The sequence below is a fragment of the Azoarcus sp. KH32C genome (assembly GCF_000349945.1).
Classification (GTDB): domain Bacteria; phylum Pseudomonadota; class Gammaproteobacteria; order Burkholderiales; family Rhodocyclaceae; genus Aromatoleum.
Map to the genome: position 1 here is coordinate 4,724,271 of NC_020516.1, position 19,050 is coordinate 4,743,320.

A 19,050-nucleotide genomic window follows, 5' to 3' on the forward strand; every position below is an offset into this window, starting at 1 on the left:
CCACCTGATGGAAGCGATCCGGGCACCCGCCTACCTGTACGAAGTCCTCCTCTTCCTGACCCTGGCGGGCGTGCTGATCCCGTTGCTGCAGCGGCGCAGCATCAACCCGGTACTCGGCTTCCTCGCCGTCGGCATGCTCGTCGGCCCCTTCGGCCTCGGCCACTTCACCGCCTCGTCGTCCTGGCTGCGCTACCTCACCTTCTCGCGCCAGGAGGACGTCGCGGTCTTCGCCGAGTTCGGCGTCGTGTTCCTGATGTTCATGATCGGCCTCGAGATGTCGGTCGACCGCCTGTGGGCGATGCGCCGTCTCGTCTTCGGCGCCGGCAGCCTGCAGGTCGGCCTGTCGGGGCTGGCCATCGGCGGGATCGCCTACTCCTTCGGCAACAGTCTCGAATCCTCGGTCGTGCTCGGACTCGTGCTCGGTTTCTCGTCGACGGCGGTCGTGATGCAGCTCCTCACGCAGCGGCGCGAACTCGGCTCGCCGCTCGGGCAGGCGACCTTCTCGGTGCTGCTCTTCCAGGATCTCGCGGTCGTGCCGCTGCTCGTGCTCGTGACGATCCTCTCGCAAGACGGCAACGACAGTTTCATCAACCTGATCGGCATCGCCGCGCTGAAAGGCATCGTCACTGTCGCGCTGATCTACTTTGTCGGGCAGCGCGTGGTGCGCCCGCTCTTCCACCAGATCGCGGTCAACCGCCAGTCCGAATCCTTCATGGCGCTCACCCTGCTCACGACGCTCGGCGTCGCCGTGCTGACACGCGCGGCTGGCCTGTCGATGGAGCTCGGCGCGCTGCTCGCGGGCCTGCTGATCGCCGAGACCGAATTCCGCCACGAGGTCGAAGTCACGATCGAGCCCTTCAAGGGCCTGCTGATGGGCCTCTTCTTCATGTCGGTCGGCATGGGCATCGACGTCAGCGCGATTCTCGCGAAGCCGTTGCTGCTGCCGCTGTCGGTGATCGGCGTGCTGCTGATCAAGAGCGTCATCGTCACGATCCTGTTCCGTGTCTTCGGCCTGTCCTGGGGCCGCGCCGTCGAAGGCGGCATCATGCTGGGCCAGGGCGGCGAATTCGCCTTCATCATCATCGGCATGGGTCTCGCTGTCGGCCTCATCGACCCCAAGGTCGGCCACTTCATGCTGCTCGTCGTCGGCCTGTCGATGCTGATCACGCCGCCGCTGACGCTGATCGGGCGCAAGCTCGGCGACGCCATCGACGCCCGCATCGCACACCAACCCGCCGCCGAGGAACCCATCCTCTCCGGCCTGAGCGGCCATGTGATCATCGCCGGCTACGGCCGCGTCGGGCAGCTGATCGGCGAACTCCTCGCGGCACAAGGCATCCCGCACATCGCCGTCGAAGCCGACGCCAAGCTGGTCGCCCGCCTGCGCGCCCGCAAGGCCCCGGTCTATTTCGGCGACGCGAGCCGCCCCGAACTGCTGCGCAAGCTGCACCTCGAACGCGCCGTCGCAGTCGTGATCACCATGGACCGCAGCAATGCCGCGGTGCACGCGGTGCGCGGCGTCCGCGCCACTTCGCCGACCATCCGCATTGCCGCCCGCGCGCGCGACGAAAGCCACGCCAAAGCCTTGCGCAACGCCGGCGCCAGCGTCGTGATCCCCGAAACGCTCGAATCCGGCCTGCAGCTCGCCGGCTCGATCTTCGACACCGTCGGCGTATCCGGCGAGGTCTCGGCGCGCCTGCTGGAACAGGAACGCGCCCGCCGCGCCGTCGCCTACCACGGCACCTGACCCTCCCTTCGAGACGCCGCCCATGCCCCGAACCGCCCTGCCGACCCTCGCCCTGATCGCCACCGGCGGCACGATCGCCGGCGCCGCCGCCTCCGCCACCGACGTCGCGGGCTACACTGCCGGCGCGCTCGGCGCCGACGCCCTGCTCGCGGCCGTCCCGCAACTGGGCGAGGTCGCAAACATCCGCGCCGAACAACTCTTCAACCTCGACAGCAAGGACATGGGGCCGGCGCAGTGGCTCGCCATCGCCCAACGCGTGCAGGCGCTCGCGCAGGACGACGCGATCGACGGCATCGTGATCACGCACGGCACCGACACGCTGGAGGAAACCGCGGCCTTCCTCGCGCTGACCCTCGCGACGACCAAACCGGTCGTGCTGACCGCCGCAATGCGCCCGGCGACCGCACTCTCCGCCGACGGCCCGATGAACCTCTACGAAGCCGTCAGCGTCGCGGCGCACGGCGAGAGCATCGGCCGCGGCGTGCTCGTGAGCTTCGGCGGCGACATCCACGCCGCACTCGGCCTGTCCAAGCACCACACGCAGCGTATCGCGGCCTTTGCGAACGACACCACCGGCCCGATCGGCCGCAGCCACCCGGTGCGCTACTTCGCCCCGGTTCCGACCGGCAGAACCACACGCTTTCCGATGCCCGCCGACGCCGCCGCGCTGCCCCGCGTCGACATCCTCTATGTCGCCGCCGGCACTTCGCCCGATCTACTCGACGCGGCGACCCACCTCGGAGCAAGAGGCATCGTCCTGACGCTGCCCGGCAACGGCAGCATGCCCACGGCTTGGGAAGAGACCATCCGACGCACCGCCGCCACCGGCATCCCGGTCATCCGCGCCTCGCGCGCCAGCGCCGGCGGAGTCGTCCCGAAGGCGCAGGATCCGGACTGGGGCACCCACGCGGCCGGCGGACTGCCCGCCTCGCAGGCGCGCGTCGCCCTGATGCTCGCCCTCACCAGCCCGAATTCGACGCCCCTCGACCGCCTATTCGCCAGCCAATAGAAGAACCGCGCATTCAGGGCAGCAAACGAAGCCACAACTCCAAAATCCCAGCACGGCCGAGCCCCCGTCCGGGCCTGTTTCGTGCGGAGGCGTCCGCTTGCGCCAACGACGCGCGGAACAGGCCCGGGCGGGGGCGCCCCGAAGCCGAAGCCCGAGCGCCTCCGAGCCGGCAAGGACACCTACATCCCGTAATCCTCACCCCCACCCGCCAGCGCGATATCGACCATCCGCCGCGTCAGATGCGGCGCAAAAAGCTCGACGAAGGCATACACGTAGCCCCGCAGGTAGGCATTGCGCCGCAACCCGATCCGCGTCGTACTCGACTCGAAGAGATGCGACGCATCCGCCATCCCCAACCCGCGATCGGCCGCCGCATCGAAAGCCATGCGCGCGACGATCCCGATCCCCAGATCCATCGCCACATAAGTCTTGATCACGTCCGAATCCAGCGCCGTCAGCACCACCTTCGGACGCAGCCCACGGCCCAGGAAAGCCTTGTTGATCAGACTGCGACCCGTGAAGGCATCGTCATAGGTGATGATCGGGTAGCGCGCGATCGCCTCCAGCGTCAGCGGGTGCTCCTTCAGGATCGGATGCCGAGGCGTCGCGACGATGCAGCGGTTCCACTGGTAGCAGGGCAACATCACCAGCTCGTCGTACTCGGCGATCGCCTCGGTCGCGATCGCCAAGTCCGCCTCGCCCGCCAGCACCATGTCGCACACCTGCCGCGGATTGCCCTGGTGCAACTCCAGCTTGACCTGCGGGAAACGCTGCATGAAATCGCGCATGATCGCCGGCAGCGCATAGCGGGCCTGCGTGTGCGTCGTCGCGATCGACAGCCTGCCGGCCACCTCGTTGGTAAACTCGGCCCCCACCTGACGCAGGTTGTCCGCGTCGCGCAACATGCGCTCCGCGATCGCGAGCACCTGCTTGCCCGGCTCCGTGACGTCGACCAGGCGCTTGCCGTGCCGCACGAAGATCTCGACGCCCAACTCGGCCTCGAACTGGCGGATCTGCTTCGACACGCCCGGCTGCGACGTGAACAAGGCGTCCGCTGCCTCCGACACGTTCAGCCCGCGACGTGCCACCTCATGGATGTAGCGCAGTTGCTGAAGGTTCACGAGACCTCCTTATAACCAAAATTTCTTAAAGTCTAACGCAAACAATCTTTCTTGACTTACGCTTACCGCTTACGATGCAGCGCACCATAGGAAGGGGCTGGATTCAATGGATTTTGGGTATACCGTTGCCGGATTCGCAGTCGGCGCCATCGTCGGTCTAACCGGCGTCGGCGGCGGCTCGCTGATGACGCCGTTGCTGGTGCTGCTGTTCGGCATCCACCCCTCGGTCGCCGTCGGCACGGACCTGCTCTACGCGGCCATCACCAAGACCGGCGGCACGCTCGCGCACGGCCTCAAAGGCAGCGTGGACTGGACGATCACCCGCCGCCTCGCCTCCGGCAGCCTCCCCGCCGCAGCCCTGACGCTGATTCTGGTCGGCAAGTTCGCCCCCGGCGGCATCGAAGGTGCGGCCAGCCTGATCAAGGTCGCGCTCGGCTTCGCACTGCTGCTGACCGCCGTCGCACTGATCTTCCGCAAACAGATCCAGGGCTACGCCATCAAACGTTTTGGCGGCGAACCGAACGCGAAACGCACCGCGGCGCTGACCGTCCTCACCGGCGCCGTGCTCGGCGTACTGGTGTCGATCTCCTCGGTCGGTGCCGGTGCGCTCGGCGTCACTGCGCTGTTCTTCCTCTACCCCGGCCTGCCCGCGCTGCGCATCGTCGGCTCCGACATCGCCCACGCCGTGCCGCTGACGCTGGTGGCCGGCATCGGCCACTGGATCCTCGGCAGCGTCGACTGGTTCCTGCTCGGCAGCCTGATCACCGGCTCGCTGCCCGGGATCTGGGTCGGCAGCCATATTTCGACCAAACTGCCGGACCGGATCCTGCGTCCGATCCTGGCTACGATGCTGGTGCTCGTGGGCGCCAAGCTCATCACCCACTGATTCCCGCCGGCACAGCTTCCGGATTCAACGAGAGAGACGAGATGTACCGATACGACGACTATGACCAGCGGCTTGTCGACGAGCGTGTCGCGCAATTCCGCGACCAGATGCGCCGCCACCTCGCCGGCGAGCTGAGCGACGACGAGTTCCGGCCCGTGCGCCTGCAGAACGGCCTGTACATCCAGCGCCACGCGCCGATGTACCGCATCTCGATCCCCTACGGCCACCTCGCCAGCCGCCAGCTGCGCAAGCTCGCCTACCTCGCGCGCACCTACGACAAGGGCTACCTCCACTTCACGACACGCCAGAACGTGCAGTTCAACTGGGCGCCGATGGAAGTGATCCCCGAGATCTGCGCCGAACTCGCGACGGTCGAAATGCATTCGATCCAGACCTCGGGCAACTGCATCCGCAACTTCACCTCCGACCCCTTCGCGGGCGTCGCCGGCGACGAGCTCATCGATCCCCGTCCGTGGGCCGAGATCCTGCGCCAGTGGGCCACCTTCCACCCCGAATTCGCCTATCTGCCGCGCAAGTTCAAGATTGCCGTCAACGGCGCGAAGGAAGACCGGGCGGTGATCCAGGTGCACGACATCGGCCTCGATCTCAAGAAGAACGAAGCGGGCGAGATCGGTTTCCGCGTCCTGGTCGGCGGCGGCCTCGGCCGCACCCCGATCATCGGCCGCGAGATCGAGTCCTTCGTGCCGTGGCAGCACATCATTACTTACTGCGAAGCGGTGCTGCGCGTGTATAACCGCTACGGCCGCCGCGACAACAGCTTCAAGGCGCGGATCAAGATCCTCGTCAGCGCGCTCGGCATCGACGAGTTCCGCTGGCAGGTGCGCGAGGAATGGGCGCACGTCAAGGACGGCCCCAACACGCTCACCGTCGAGGAAGTGCACCGCGTCGCCGACTTCTTCGAGGATCCCGCCTACGAAACGCTGCCCGCCGACGACGCCGGCTATCACCACCACATCGCCGAGGACCTCGCGTTCGCGTCGTGGGTGAAGCGCAACGTCCGCGCGCACAAGAAGCCCGGCTACGCGTCGGTCACGCTGTCGCTGAAAAAGCCCGGCGTGCCTCCGGGCGACATCACCTCCGAGCAGATGGAGCTCGTCGCCGACTGGGCTGACCGCTTCAGCTTCGGCGAAGCGCGCGTCACGCACGAGCAGAACCTCGTGCTCGCCGACGTGAAGAAGTCCGAGCTCTACACGCTGTGGGGCCTCGCCCGCAAGGCCGGCCTCGCGACCCCGAACATCGGCCTCCTCACCGACATCATCTGCTGCCCGGGCGGCGACTTCTGCTCGCTCGCGAACGCCAAGTCGATCCCGATCGCCGCCGCGATCCAGGAACGTTTCGACGACCTCGACTACCTGCACGACATCGGCGACATCGAGATCAACATCTCCGGCTGCATGAACGCCTGCGGCCACCACCATGTCGGCCACATCGGCATCCTCGGCGTCGATAAGAACGGCGAGGAGTGGTACCAGGTCACGATCGGCGGCAGCCAGGGCAACCACGCCGGGATCGGCAAGGTCATCGGCCCGTCGTTCGCGCGCGCCGAGATGGCCGACGTGATCTCGGAACTCATCGAAACCTACATCGAAGAACGCCACGAAGACGAACTCTTCATCGATACCGTGCGCCGCATCGGCCTCGATCCGTTCAAGGCGCGCGTGTATGCGAATCGTCAGCCCCACAGGAAGGCCGCGAATGTCTAAAGTGATCAAGAACGGCCAGATCGCCGCGAGCGACTGGCGCATCCTCCCGCTCCCCGAAGGCGACGACGTCGCCGGCGTTGAAATCCCCGCCGGACGCGTGATCGTGCCGCTCGCCGTGTGGCTCGCCCGTCGCGATGAACTCCTCGCGCGCGGCGATGTGGGCCTGTGGTTCGCGAGCCATCAGGGCCCCGAAGACGTCACCGACGACATCGCACGCCTGCCCGTGATCGCCGTCGACTTCCCCAAGTTCGCCGACGGCCGCGGTTACTCGACGGCGGCGCTGCTGCGCACCCGTTACGGCTACACGGGCCAGCTGATCGCCTTCGGCGAGGTCCTGCGCGACCAGTTCAACTACCTCACGCGCTGCGGCTTCGACACGCTGCAGCCGCGCGAAGGCCGCTACACCGACGCGCAGCTTGACGCGGCCATTGCGAGCCTGCGCGACTTCACCGTGCCCTACCAGGCTTCGGTCGTCGATCCCCAGCCGCTCTTCCGCCGCGTTGCGCGCACTGGAGCAAAGGCATGAGTGGCGCCGTCTCGATGCTGCGTCCGGCCGCGAAGAATCCGGCCACGCATCCCGAGCTGACTCCCGACCTGGTCGAGATCGTCAGCACGAAGACCGATGCCGCCCTCGAACTGCTGCGCGCGGCGGTCGCCGAGTTCGGCAGCGCCGGAGAAATCACTTTCGCGAACAGCTTCGGCGCCGAGGACATGGTCCTCACCGACCTGATCCTGCGCGAACAGTTGCCGATCGAAGTCTTCTCGCTCGACACCGGCCGTCTGCCCGCCGAGACCTACACACTGATGGGCGAGGTGGAGCAGCACTACGGCACGAAGCTGAAGGTGTTCTTCCCGAAGTCGGACGCGGTCGAGACCTACGTCCGCACCCACGGCATCAACGCCTTCTACGAATCGATCGAGATGCGCAAGGCCTGCTGCCACATGCGCAAGGTCGAGCCGCTGCAGCGTGCGCTCGCCGGCAAGAAGGCCTGGATCACCGGGCTGCGTGCCGCGCAAGCCGCGACCCGTAGCGGCCTGCCGACGCGCGAGTTCGACGAAGGCAACCAGTTGGTGAAGTTCAATCCGCTGTCGGACTGGACCGAGACCGAGGTCTGGGCCTACATCCGCATGCACGAGACGCCGTACAACGCGCTGCACGACCAGTTCTATCCCAGCATCGGCTGTGCGCCCTGCACGCGCGCCATCGCCGTCGGCGAAGACGTCCGCGCCGGCCGCTGGTGGTGGGAAGACCCGACCTCCAAGGAGTGCGGGCTGCACGTCAAGAAGGGCTGAGCCCGGGGCGCCGCGACGACGCGGCGCCCAAGCACCGAATCTCCAACATCAAGAAGCAACCATGTCCACGCTGACCCGACAAACCCTGTCCCACCTCGACTGGCTGGAAGCCGAGGCCATCCACATCATGCGCGAGGTCGCCGGCCAGTGCGCGAACCCGGTGCTGCTCTTCTCCGGCGGCAAGGATTCGATCTGCATGCTGCGCATCGCCGAGAAGGCGTTCCGCCCGGGCAAGTTCCCCTTCCCGCTGATGCACATCGATACCGGCCACAACTACAAGGAAGTGGTCGAGTTCCGCGACAAGCGCGCAGCCGAATTGGGCGAGCGGCTGATCGTGCGCTCGGTGGAAGACTCCATGAAGCGCGGCACCGTCGTGCTGAAGCACGAGAACGAGTCGCGCAACAAGCACCAGTCGGTAACCCTCCTTGAGGCGATCGAAGAGTTCGGTTTCGATGCCTGCATCGGCGGCGCCCGCCGCGACGAGGAGAAGGCCCGCGCGAAAGAGCGGATCATGAGCTTCCGCGACGAGTTCGGTCAGTGGGATCCGAAGAACCAGCGTCCGGAGCTGTGGAACCTCTACAACGCTCGCAGCCATAAGGGCGAGAACATCCGCGCCTTCCCGATCTCCAACTGGACGGAAATGGACGTCTGGCAGTACATCGAGCGCGAGAAGCTCGAACTGCCTTCGATCTACTTCGCCCACCAGCGCCCGGTGGTCATCCGCCAGGGCGCCATCGTGCCGGTCAACGTGCCGCTGATGAGCGGCGAACTGACCAACCTGCCCAAGGCCGGCGAGGAAATTGTCGAGCTGCAGGTGCGCTTCCGCACCGTTGGCGACATCTCCTGCACGGCCCCGGTGGAGTCGGACGCCGACACCGTCGAGAAGATCGTGATTGAAACTGCCACCACCACCATTACCGAGCGCGGCGCTACACGTCTGGACGACCAGACCTCTGAGGCTTCGATGGAGCAGCGGAAGAAGGAAGGGTATTTCTGAGTTTTTGGGGCTTTGTTTCCGGGGTGGCCGGAGTGCGGGGTGCTAAGCGAGCGGAGCGGGGAATTTGCTCCGTCGGCTGCGGAACTCGCAGTACAGCGCGCTGCCGCGCTGTCTGCTCAGACAGTCCTCGCCGCTCCGCAAACACCCCACTCCACTCTTGAAGAGTGCAGGCTGAATGGAAAACCTAAGCTCTGTCCGCCTGATGCATGGCGGCGACTCCCAAGGGATGAAGAGCAGAGTGCCAAAGGAAGAAAGCTCTCCCGCCACAACTGACCGTAGCCGGGGACGTGTGGGGTGTTCGCGGCGCGGCGAGGACTGTCTGAGCGCAGGCGCGGAAGCGCGCCGCACCGCGAGTTCCGCAGCCGCAGAGCGAATACCCCGCGCGGCGCCGGCGGATTAGCACCCCGGCCGCAAACAACGATTTAAGCACCACCAGAATTCTCGAAAGCTTGAAGGAACGAAAACCATGTCCGCCCTCGAAAACCTGCCCGACACCGACCACGGCCTGCTGCGCTTCCTGACCTGCGGCAGCGTCGACGACGGCAAAAGCACGCTGATCGGCCGCCTGCTGTTCGACACCAAGACCATCCTCGCCGACACCCTCAACGCCATCGAAAAGACCTCGGCCAAGCGCGGCATGAGCGCCGTCGACCTGTCGCTCCTCACCGACGGCCTGCAAGCCGAGCGCGAGCAAGGCATCACCATCGACGTCGCCTACCGCTACTTCTCCACCGGCACGCGCAAGTACATCATCGCCGACGCCCCGGGCCACGAGCAGTACACCCGCAACATGGTGACCGCCGCCTCGACGGCCAACCTCGCGATCATCCTCGTCGATGCGCGCAAGGGCGTCCTCACGCAGACCCGCCGCCACTCCTACCTCGCGAGCCTCGTCGGCATCCCGCATCTCCTCGTCGCAGTGAACAAGATGGATCTCGTCGACTACGACCAGGCCACCTTCGAACGCATCAAAGCCGACTACCTCGCCTTCGCCGAAAAACTCGGCATCAAGGACGTCCGCTTCATCCCGCTGTCCGCGCTGAACGGCGACATGATCGTCGACCGCGGCGAGCGCCTCGGCTGGTACGACGGCCCGACGCTACTGCAGATCCTCGAAGGCGTGCCCGCCGCGCACACCGAACAGGCCGAGAACTTCCGCTTCCCGGTCCAGTTCGTCTGCCGCCCGCAGGACTCCGCCAATCCTGAACTACACGACTACCGGGGCTTCATGGGCCGCGTCGAATCGGGCGAGATCGCCGTCGGCGACGAAATCACGGTCCTGCCCTCGGGGCGGTCCAGCACCGTCAAGGATGTCCAGCTGGGTGGCGTCAGCCAGCTCGGAGCGATCCACGAACAATCGGTCACGCTGCTGCTCGCCGACGAAATCGACATCTCGCGCGGCGACATGATCGTGAAGAGCGCCGAAGCGCCCGAATCCCTGAAACAAATCGATGCCACGCTGTGCTGGCTGTCCGAGACTCCGCTGTCGCCGGCGCGCACTTACCTGCTGCGCCACACGACGCGCGAAGTGAAGGCCAAGGTCGCGAAGATCGACTATCGACTGAATGTGAACACGCTCGAGCAGGAAAGCGTCACGTCGCTCGCGATGAACGATATCGCGCACCTCACGCTCAAACTCGCTCAGCCGATTTTCGCCGACCGGTACGCCGACAACCGTGCCACCGGCGCCTTCATCATCATCGACGAAAGCACCAACAACACGGTCGGCGCCGGCATGATCGGCTGATACCGCACGGCGTCCGTCGTTCCCCACCCCGGGGCGCTGCGCGCGACCGGGGCGCGAGTATTACCCGTGAAAGCCCCGGGTGTGGGAAAATGCTGGACTGCCGTTTTTACGTTGCTGCGCGGCACAGCAAGAAAGATAGAAGACCCTCATGAAATGTCTCGATGATTTCCGCCTGCGATTCGGGAGCAGGGACTATGTACCGATCGTCATTGGCGGGATGGGCGTAGACATCTCCACGGCCGACCTGTCGCTCGAAGCCGCACGGCTGGGCGGCATCGGGCACATCTCGGATGCGATGGTGCCGACCGTGAGCGACCGCCGCTACGACACCAAGTACGTCCGCGACAAACTCAAGCAGTACAAGTACAACGTCGCCAATACCGACAAGTCGGAAGTGCAGTTCGATCTCGGCCTCCTCGAAGAGGCCCAGAAGACGCACGTCGCGCGCACCATGGAGCGCAAACGCGGCGACGGGCTGATCTTCATGAACTGCATGGAAAAGCTGACGATGAACGGCCCGAAGGAGACGCTGCGCGTCCGCCTGCGCGCGGCGATGGATGCCGGCATCGACGGCATCACGCTCGCCGCTGGCCTGCACCTCGGCTCCTTCGCGCTGATCGAGGACCATCCGCGCTTCCGCGACGTCAAGCTCGGCATTATCGTGTCCTCGTTGCGCGCGCTGCAGCTCTTCCTGCGCAAGTCCGCACGCACCAACCGCCTGCCCGACTTCGTCGTCGTCGAAGGCCCGCTCGCCGGTGGCCACCTCGGCTTCGGCATGGACTGGGCGCAGTACGACCTCCATACCATCGTCGCGGAAATCCGCGAGTACCTCCTCGCTGAGAAGCTCGACATCCCGTTGATCCCCGCCGGCGGCATCTTCACCGGCAGCGACGCCGTGAACTTCCTCGAAGCGGGTGCGGCAGCCGTGCAGGTCGCGACCCGCTTCACCGTCTCGCAGGAATGCGGCCTGCCGCCCGAAGTGCAACAGGAGTACTTCAAGGCCCAGGAAGAGGACATCGAGGTCAACGGCATCTCGCCGACCGGCTACCCGATGCGGATGCTCAAGAGCAGCCCCGCGATCGGCTCGGGCATCCGCCCGAACTGCGAAGCCTACGGCTATCTGCTCGACGGCAACGGCAACTGCGCCTACATCACGGCCTTCAACCGCGAGCTCGCCGCCCATCCGGACGCACGCCGCCTGCAGGTGATGGACAAGACCTGCCTGTGCACGCACATGCGCAACTTCGACTGCTGGACCTGCGGCCACTACACCTACCGGCTCAAGGACACGACCAACAAGCTCGCCGACGGCACCTACCAGATCCTCAGCGCCGAGCACATCTTCCACGACTACCAGTACAGCAAGGACAACAAGATCGCCTTGCCGCAAGTCGAGCCGAACGCGTCCGCCGCGGTCTGAGCGACCGACCTCCGCCCGCGCCGGACCTCGGGGCGTAGCCGCAAGACTGGCGGCTACGCCCCTTTTCTTTGGCCCGCCCGCCCCGGGGAACGCAAGCACGCGCCCGCCACTCATACGGGTGGATGCTTCATGCATGTCACGGCACCGCTGCCGCCGACGGAGGGATCGCGTATGCGGAGAATCATTTGGGCCTTGGTCGCGCTCGGATTGCTGATCATCGGCTTCCTCCTGATCCCGCGGCCGGTCGCGGGTGCGCCGGCCACCGGTCCCGCTGTCGTGCTGCGTATCGACGGCGTGATCGGCCCGGCCACCGCGGACTTCGTTACCCACCAGCTCGCGCGGGCCGCGGAACGACACGCGGAGCTCGCCGTGCTCGCGATGGACACGCCGGGCGGGCTCGATACCGCGATGCGCGCCATCATCAAGGACATCCTATCCTCCCCGATCCCGATCGTCGCCTGGGTCGGCCCGAAGGGCGCCCGCGCGGCGAGCGCCGGCACCTACATCCTCTACGCCAGCCATGTCGCGGCGATGGCACCGGCGACGAACCTCGGCGCAGCGACGCCGGTCGCGATCGGTCTGGGCGGCGGACGCTCACCCGGCGCTGACGACGGCGACAAGGCGTCGAACAAGGACCAGGACCGCAAGGAGCACGGCGCGAGCGGCGACACGATGATGGAAAAGGCGCGCAACGATGCCGCGGCCTACATCCGCAGCCTCGCTCAACTGCGCGGCCGCAATGCCGACTTCGCCGAACGCGCGGTGCGCGACGCGGCCAGCCTGTCGGCCGAAGATGCGCTGGCGGGCGGCGTGATCGAGCTGATCGCGCAGGACGAGGCCGAACTGCTGGCGAAGCTCGACGGCCGCACGGTGAAGCTCTCGGATGGAACGACACGGCACCTCGCGACGGCCTCCATCACCGTCGAGCGCGTGACGCCCGACTGGCGCAACCGCCTCCTGTCGCTGATCTCCAATCCCCAGCTCGCGCTGATCCTGATGATGATCGGCATCTACGGCCTGTACTTCGAGTTCACGACCCCCGGCACGGCGGTACCAGGCGTGACCGGGCTGATCTGCCTGATGTTGGCGCTGTATGCATTCCATCTGCTGCCCGTGAATTGGGCCGGCGTCGCGCTGCTGTTGGTCGGCGCAAGCATGATGATCGCCGAAGCCTTCCTGCCGAGCTTCGGCGCGCTGGGCGTCGGCGGCATTGTCGCCTTCGTCATCGGCGGACTCTTTCTGATGGATACCGACGCACCGGGCTACGGCATCCCCCTCGGCTTCCTGATCGGACTCAGCACCGCCAGCGCCGCCCTGCTCTTCGCGGTCGGCAGCTTCGCCGCGCGAACCCGGCGCCAGCCTGTCGTCAGCGGACGCGAAAACATGATCGGCGCGGTCGCCACCGTTCGCAGCGTCACGCCGGACGGCACCTGGGCCTTCGTCCAGGGAGAATCCTGGCGCGTGAGCAGCCCGGCGCCGCTCGTGCCGGGCGCACGCGTGCGCGTCGTCGGCCTCGACGGCCTGACGCTACGCGTCGAACCGCTGGCCAGCACCCCGGACACCACACTCACGGAAGGGAGCCCATCATGATCTACGACCTCAACCTGGGCCTCGGCACGATCCTCCTCGTGCTCGTCGCGCTGGTCGCCAGCTCGCTGCGCGTGCTGCGCGAATACGAACGCGGAGTCGTGTTCATGCTCGGCCGCTTCTGGCGGGTCAAGGGTCCGGGCCTCATCGTCGTGCTGCCGGGCATCCAGCAGATGGTGAAGGTCGACCTGCGCGTGGTCACGCTCGACGTACCGAGCCAGGACGTCATCTCGCGCGACAACGTGTCGGTCAAGGTCAACGCGATCGTCTTCTTCCGCGTCATCGACCCGCAAAGGGCAATCATCCAGGTCGAGAATTACCTCATGGCGACGAGCCAGCTCGCCCAGACGACGCTGCGCGCCGTGCTCGGCAAGCACGAGCTCGACGAGATGCTGGCCGAGCGCGAGCGGCTCAATCTCGACGTGCAGCAGATCCTCGACGCGCAGACCGACGGCTGGGGCATCAAGGTCGCCAACGTCGAGATCAAGCACATCGACCTCAACGAGACGATGATCCGTGCGATCGCCCGCCAGGCCGAGGCCGAGCGCGAACGGCGCGCCAAGGTGATCCACGCGGAAGGCGAGCGACAGGCCGCGGAGAGCCTGCTGCAAGCGGCCACGACGCTCGCGCGCGAACCGGCCGCGATACAGCTGCGCTACCTGCAGACGCTCACGCAGATCGCCGGCGACAAGGCTTCGACGATCGTCTTCCCCGTGCCGGTCGACACGCTTAAGGAATTGCTCTCGGCGGCGATACGTCCGCCCCAGCCCTGAACGCTGGCTTCTGACGGCCCGCCGCGCATCACTCCGCGAACGCGATCGTCACGCGCTTGTTGCGCTTGCCTTCGGAGCGGATGCGGACGACCTTCAGTCAGGGCAGGACCATTGCCAGCGCGATCGGCAGGAACAGCACCGCCGCCACGTTGCCGATCAAGACCATCGACGCGACGGCCTCCGGCTCCTGATGGTAGCGCTCGGCGAAAATGTAGTTCAGCACCGCCGGCGGCAGCGCGCCGAATACGAGCATCAAGGCCTGCTGCTGGGGCGGCAGGTCGAAGACGAGCAGCACGCCGAGCGCGAGCAGCATGCCGGCCACCGGGCGCGCCACGGCACTGTATAGCCCCAGGCCGATCGACGAGATGCGCGAATCGGTGAGGCGCACGCCCAGCGCGAAGAGCATCAGCGGGATCGCGATGTCGCCCAGCATCTTGATCGCGAGCATCAGCGGCGGCCACACCTGAACGCCGGCGATGCCCACCGCGAGGCCCAGCAGCGTCGCGAGCACCGACGGGACCTTCCACACCGTCCAGAGCTTGATGCGATGGTCGAGCAGCCACGCGCCGAACGAGAAATGCAGCAGGTTCGACACCATGAACATCACGACCGCCGGCGCCAGCGCGGCATCGCCGAAGGCGAGCACCGACAGCGGCAGGCCGAGGTTGCCGCAATTGTTGAACATCATCGGCGGCACGAAAGTCTTCGGCGCGACGCCCGCCTGACGCGCGAGCAACCAGCCGACGAGACCGGAACCGACCACGACGATCAGCGTTGCCACGCCCAGCGCACCGAAATCCGCAATCCGAAATTCCTTGTTGGCGAGGGCCGCGAACACCAGTGCCGGCACGAACACGTCCATGTTGAGCTTGTTCGCGTGCGACAGATCCGGCCGCATGCGCTTTCCGACGAAATAGCCGAGCGCGGTCAGCGAAAACAGCGGGAACAGGATCGATACGATACGCAGCAGCATGTGCCAGAGGTCTAGTGAGAACAGCGCCAAAAAAAAGAAGGGCCCGCGGACGGGCCCTTCGTCATCCTCGATGAAGCGATCAGAACTTCAAGCCCAGCACGACCTCATGCACGTCCAGGCCGTCGTTCGGCTTCGCGATATCGGCATTCGAGTAATGCGAAAAACGCCAGCCGGCGCTGAATCGCCGTCCGAATTCGAGGCCGAGGCCGAGGCGTTCGGTAAACTGAAAATTCGTCGACAACTCCTTCGGACCGAGCCTTGTGCGACTCAGCAAGGCGCCGCCGAGGCCGATTTCGGCATAGGGACGAAGTCCAGCCTCCCCGTAGGTCATGCGCAAGAGCCCCAGCCCGCCAGCCTCGTTGAGCGCGTCCGGCCCATTGCCGCCCTCGTGGCGGAAATGTGTCAGCTCGAACTCGGGGTGAAGGGCCGCGTGCCAGCCCCCCCAGTCGCGCTCCCACATCGGGCTGAGACGCAAATTCGCACCGAAGCGCTCGTAGCCGTTGTGCTTTCCGCCCATCACCCCTACCGTCAGGCCGTCTGCGAAGGCCGGACCCGCAGCCACCAGCGCCGCCACCGCCAGAGTTGTCCAGAGCTTCATAGTCACCTCACAGGACGTAGCGCGCGAGATCCTCCCGCTGCGCGAACATTTCGAGCCTCGCATCGACATACGCGGCGTCCACAGCGACCTTCTCGAGTCCGCTCTTGCCTGCGTCAAAAGACACTTCCTCGAGTAGTCTTTCCATCACGGTGTATAAGCGCCGCGCGCCGATATTCTCGGTCTTTTCGTTCACCTGGAAGGCAATTTCAGCGATCCGCCGGATGCCGTCCGTGCCAAATTCCACATTCACCCCGTCGGTCGCGAGCAAAGCCTGGTACTGGCGCGTCAGGCACGCATCGGTCTGGGTCAGGATGCGCTCGAAATCCTCGACCGACAGGCTCTCCAGTTCAACTCGGATCGGGAAACGGCCCTGCAGCTCCGGAATCAGGTCGCTCGGCTTCGACAGGTGGAAGGCCCCGCTCGCGATGAACAGGACGTGGTCCGTGCGGATCATGCCGTACTTGGTCGATACCGTCGTACCTTCGACCAGCGGCAGCAGGTCGCGTTGTACGCCCTGACGCGACACATCGGCGCCATGCATGTCGGAGCGCGCCGCGATCTTGTCGATCTCGTCGAGGAACACAATGCCGTTCTGCTCGACGGCGGTGATCGCCTCGGCCTTCACCTCCTCGTCGTTGATCAGGCGCGCGGCCTCCTCGTCGGCCATCGCCTTCAGCGCGTCGCTAATCTTCATCTTGCGCAGCTTCTTCTTGCCGCCGCCGAGATTCTGGAACATGCCCTGGATCTGCTGCGTCAGCTCCTCCATGCCGGGCGGCGCGAAGATCTCGGCCGTCATGGCGTGAGTGGCGACCTCGATCTCGATTTCCTTGTCGTTCAGTTCGCCTTCGCGCAGCTTCTTGCGGAATTTCTGGCGCGTCGCCGAATCCTGCGGCTCGGGCTCCGTGAGGCCAACGGGGCGCGCCGGCGGCAGCAGCGCGTCGAGCACGCGATCCTCGGCCGCATCCATCGCGCGGTCGCGCACCCGCTTCATCGCCCGCTCGCGTCCATCCTTGATCGCGATTTCCGCGAGATCGCGGATGATCGTTTCGACGTCGCGGCCAACGTAGCCGACCTCGGTGAACTTGGTCGCTTCGATCTTGATGAAAGGTGCGTTGGCCAGCCGCGCCAGACGCCGCGCGATCTCGGTCTTGCCGACGCCGGTCGGTCCGATCATCAGGATGTTCTTCGGCGTGATCTCGCTGCGCAACGGCTCCTCGACCTGCGCCCGGCGCCAGCGGTTGCGCAAGGCAATCGCGACGGCTTTCTTTGCCTTGCCCTGGCCGACGATATGTTTGTCGAGTTCGGAGACAATCTCCGGGGGGGTCATCTGCGTCATCCCTCAAGCACCTCGATCACGTGACTCTGGTTCGTATAGATGCACAGATCGCCGGCAATCTGCAGCGACTTGCGCACGATCTCCTCGGGCGGCAGGTCGGTATTCTCGAGCAAGGCGCGGGCTGCCGACTGCGCGTAGGCGCCGCCGCTGCCGATCGCGACGATCCCCTGCTCGGGCTCCAGCACGTCGCCGTTGCCGGTGATCACCAGCGAATTGTCGCGGTCGGCGACCGCCAGCATCGCCTCGAGACGACGCAGGATGCGATCGGTGCGCCAATCCTTCGCCAGTTCCACGGCGCTCCTCAGCAGGTTGCCCTGGTGCTTCTCGAGCTTTGCCTCGAAACGCTCGATCAGCGTAAAGGCGTCCGCGGTGCCGCCGGCGAATCCCGCCAGGATCTTGCCCTGGTAGATCGGGCGCACCTTTCGCGCAGTCGCCTTGATGACGATGTTGCCCAGCGTGACCTGACCGTCACCGCCCAGCGCGACGCGGTTGCCGCGCCGCACCGAAAGAATCGTTGTCCCGTGGTACTGTTCCATTGATCTGTCCTTGAGCCCGGCACGGCATCCGCGCCGCGCCCTCTGCGTTGCATGACTTCGCCCGAACGGGATGCAGCCCGCAGCCTCAGCCGCGCAGCATCACCACGGCGACCTGATCGACGCCCATGACCCGCAGCAGCGCCGCCACCATTGCATTGACATTACGCAGCACGATCTGCTTCCCCTGCGCCTGCAGCGTCGCGAGGATGTTGAACAGCGTGCCCGCGCTGACGAAATCGATGCGCCGCAGCTGCGCGCACTCGACCTCGAGCTGCTGCAGATTGGCGGCCTGAGCGGCAAGCTGGCGGATCTTCTCCACCGACGCGCTCGTCAGCTCGCCCTCCAGCACGAATTCCTTGGACGCGGCGGGCGCATCCAGATCCATCACCACTTCGTGGGTCACGATCGCACTCGTCGTCGCCTGCGCCTCGGCGCGCGGCTCCCATGACGGCGGCGACTCCTCGAAGGTAATCGCGTAATCGACCGCGAGATCCTCGAAGCGCTCCTGCTCTCCGAGGTGCTGCAGCAGCTCAAGCTGCAGCAACCACATGTCGCGCCCCTCGGCCTGGCCCGGACGGACCTGACCGGACAGCATTTCCGCGAGCGCACCGCAGTTGAGCAGCGACACCTTCACCCGCTCCGCGGCCAACTCGCGCAAGACTGCACGAAACTGCGAACATCCAGTGACGTCGACCGAGCGAAGCCGCCCCAGATCGATCCGGATCGATCCGCTCTTCTTCGCAATCACCCCAATCTGTTCGAACTGACTCGCCGCCTGTCCCGACAGCGCGCCAGCCAAGTTCACCAAAGGCGCCTGACGGGGGCGCGTCGCCTGGCCGGACTCGCTCGACAGATCGAGCCAGGGCGGCGGCGAGCGTTCGAAGCGCGTCGCGTAGTCGAGTACGCGCGTCTCGAAGCTCTGGCGCTGGCCGGTGAGCCGGTACAGATCGAGCAGCATCATCCACACCCCCTCGCCGGTGTGGCTCGCGTCGCCGTCGAGCACGCCGTTGAGCAGGGCCTCGGCCTCGACCGTACTGCCATTGGCATAGAGCACCGCCGCTTCCTCGTACGCCGCTCCGATCCCCGAACCGCCCCCGATTTCCTGCACTTCGACCTGCCCCGCGCAATGCGCGAGCACCCGCGTCGGGTCGCCGACCGAGAAATCGAGGGTCGACAACTCCGGCGGTTCCGGCGCCTGGGCGACCGGCTCCGGCGCGACATCCGGCACACGCGGAGCGGGCTTCTTGCCGAAGAATGGAAGAACCACGTTGCAACCTGTCCGAAGGAATTGACGAAAACTTTT

General features: G+C 66.0%; 17 protein-coding genes. 11 read left to right on the forward strand and 6 right to left on the reverse strand.

The features are described from left to right. Positions 1 to 7 precede the first annotated feature (7 nt). Positions 8 to 1,747 carry a cation:proton antiporter gene (locus AZKH_RS21210; RefSeq protein WP_041656471.1) on the forward strand — a complete coding sequence of 580 codons (1,740 nt, stop codon included), beginning with the start codon at positions 8 to 10 and terminating at the stop codon, positions 1,745 to 1,747. Between the two features lie 22 nt (positions 1,748 to 1,769). After that, positions 1,770 to 2,756, forward strand: coding sequence for an asparaginase (locus AZKH_RS21215; RefSeq protein ID WP_015437858.1), 987 nt, complete (start codon positions 1,770 to 1,772; stop codon positions 2,754 to 2,756). A gap of 179 nt (positions 2,757 to 2,935) precedes the next feature. Here AZKH_RS21215 and cysB read toward each other — a convergent pair whose 3' ends face one another. Then, positions 2,936 to 3,877 (reverse strand): HTH-type transcriptional regulator CysB, encoded by a 942-nt coding sequence (cysB, locus tag AZKH_RS21220; protein ID WP_015437859.1) that lies wholly within the window; start codon positions 3,875 to 3,877, stop codon positions 2,936 to 2,938. A gap of 106 nt (positions 3,878 to 3,983) precedes the next feature. On the opposite strand from cysB, the gene AZKH_RS21225 reads away from it, so the two are divergent. The 9 genes from AZKH_RS21225 (at position 3,984) to AZKH_RS21265 (ending at position 14,304) form a co-directional block, all read left to right on the forward strand. Continuing rightward, positions 3,984 to 4,763, forward strand: a complete 780-nt coding sequence (locus tag AZKH_RS21225; protein ID WP_015437860.1) for a sulfite exporter TauE/SafE family protein — start codon at positions 3,984 to 3,986, stop codon at positions 4,761 to 4,763. 41 nt (positions 4,764 to 4,804) lie between these two features. After that, positions 4,805 to 6,487: a nitrite/sulfite reductase gene (locus AZKH_RS21230; RefSeq protein ID WP_015437861.1), complete on the forward strand. Its 1,683-nt coding sequence runs from the start codon at positions 4,805 to 4,807 to the stop codon at positions 6,485 to 6,487. Beyond that, a complete protein-coding gene (locus AZKH_RS21235; protein WP_015437862.1) occupies positions 6,480 to 7,013 on the forward strand; it encodes a DUF934 domain-containing protein in 534 nt (177 codons plus the stop codon). The genes AZKH_RS21230 and AZKH_RS21235 overlap by 8 nt, the downstream gene beginning before the upstream one ends. Beyond that, positions 7,010 to 7,780 (forward strand): phosphoadenylyl-sulfate reductase, encoded by a 771-nt coding sequence (locus AZKH_RS21240; protein ID WP_015437863.1) that lies wholly within the window; start codon positions 7,010 to 7,012, stop codon positions 7,778 to 7,780. The genes AZKH_RS21235 and AZKH_RS21240 overlap by 4 nt, the downstream gene beginning before the upstream one ends. A gap of 61 nt (positions 7,781 to 7,841) precedes the next feature. Next, a complete protein-coding gene (cysD, locus tag AZKH_RS21245) occupies positions 7,842 to 8,777 on the forward strand; it encodes a sulfate adenylyltransferase subunit CysD (RefSeq protein ID WP_015437864.1) in 936 nt (311 codons plus the stop codon). 466 nt (positions 8,778 to 9,243) lie between these two features. Further along, positions 9,244 to 10,524 carry a sulfate adenylyltransferase subunit CysN gene (cysN, locus tag AZKH_RS21250; RefSeq protein WP_015437865.1) on the forward strand — a complete coding sequence of 427 codons (1,281 nt, stop codon included), beginning with the start codon at positions 9,244 to 9,246 and terminating at the stop codon, positions 10,522 to 10,524. A 148-nt stretch (positions 10,525 to 10,672) separates the two neighbouring features. Continuing rightward, positions 10,673 to 11,944, forward strand: a complete 1,272-nt coding sequence (locus AZKH_RS21255) for a nitronate monooxygenase (RefSeq protein WP_015437866.1) — start codon at positions 10,673 to 10,675, stop codon at positions 11,942 to 11,944. 171 nt (positions 11,945 to 12,115) lie between these two features. Continuing rightward, complete coding sequence (locus AZKH_RS21260; protein WP_015437867.1) at positions 12,116 to 13,534, forward strand: nodulation protein NfeD; 1,419 nt, start codon at positions 12,116 to 12,118, stop codon at positions 13,532 to 13,534. After that, positions 13,531 to 14,304, forward strand: coding sequence for a slipin family protein (locus tag AZKH_RS21265; RefSeq protein WP_015437868.1), 774 nt, complete (start codon positions 13,531 to 13,533; stop codon positions 14,302 to 14,304). Before AZKH_RS21260 ends, AZKH_RS21265 begins: the two co-directional genes overlap by 4 nt. A 97-nt stretch (positions 14,305 to 14,401) precedes the next feature. Here the strand turns inward: AZKH_RS21265 and AZKH_RS21270 are convergent, their stop codons facing one another. From AZKH_RS21270 to AZKH_RS21290, 5 genes are all read right to left on the reverse strand, one after another. Then, a complete protein-coding gene (locus AZKH_RS21270) occupies positions 14,402 to 15,277 on the reverse strand; it encodes an AEC family transporter (protein WP_041656473.1) in 876 nt (291 codons plus the stop codon). Between the two features lie 79 nt (positions 15,278 to 15,356). Further along, positions 15,357 to 15,875 carry an acyloxyacyl hydrolase gene (locus AZKH_RS21275; protein ID WP_015437870.1) on the reverse strand — a complete coding sequence of 173 codons (519 nt, stop codon included), beginning with the start codon at positions 15,873 to 15,875 and terminating at the stop codon, positions 15,357 to 15,359. A 7-nt stretch (positions 15,876 to 15,882) separates the two neighbouring features. Next, complete coding sequence (gene hslU / locus AZKH_RS21280) at positions 15,883 to 17,211, reverse strand: ATP-dependent protease ATPase subunit HslU (protein WP_015437871.1); 1,329 nt, start codon at positions 17,209 to 17,211, stop codon at positions 15,883 to 15,885. Beyond that, the gene (gene hslV, locus AZKH_RS21285; RefSeq protein ID WP_015437872.1) at positions 17,208 to 17,747 is read right to left on the reverse strand and encodes an ATP-dependent protease subunit HslV; all 540 of its coding nucleotides are present in this window, start codon (positions 17,745 to 17,747) and stop codon (positions 17,208 to 17,210) included. Before hslV ends, hslU begins: the two co-directional genes overlap by 4 nt. A gap of 85 nt (positions 17,748 to 17,832) precedes the next feature. Further along, a complete protein-coding gene (locus tag AZKH_RS21290; RefSeq protein WP_015437873.1) occupies positions 17,833 to 19,014 on the reverse strand; it encodes a lipid asymmetry maintenance protein MlaB in 1,182 nt (393 codons plus the stop codon). Positions 19,015 to 19,050: the final 36 nt, after the last annotated feature.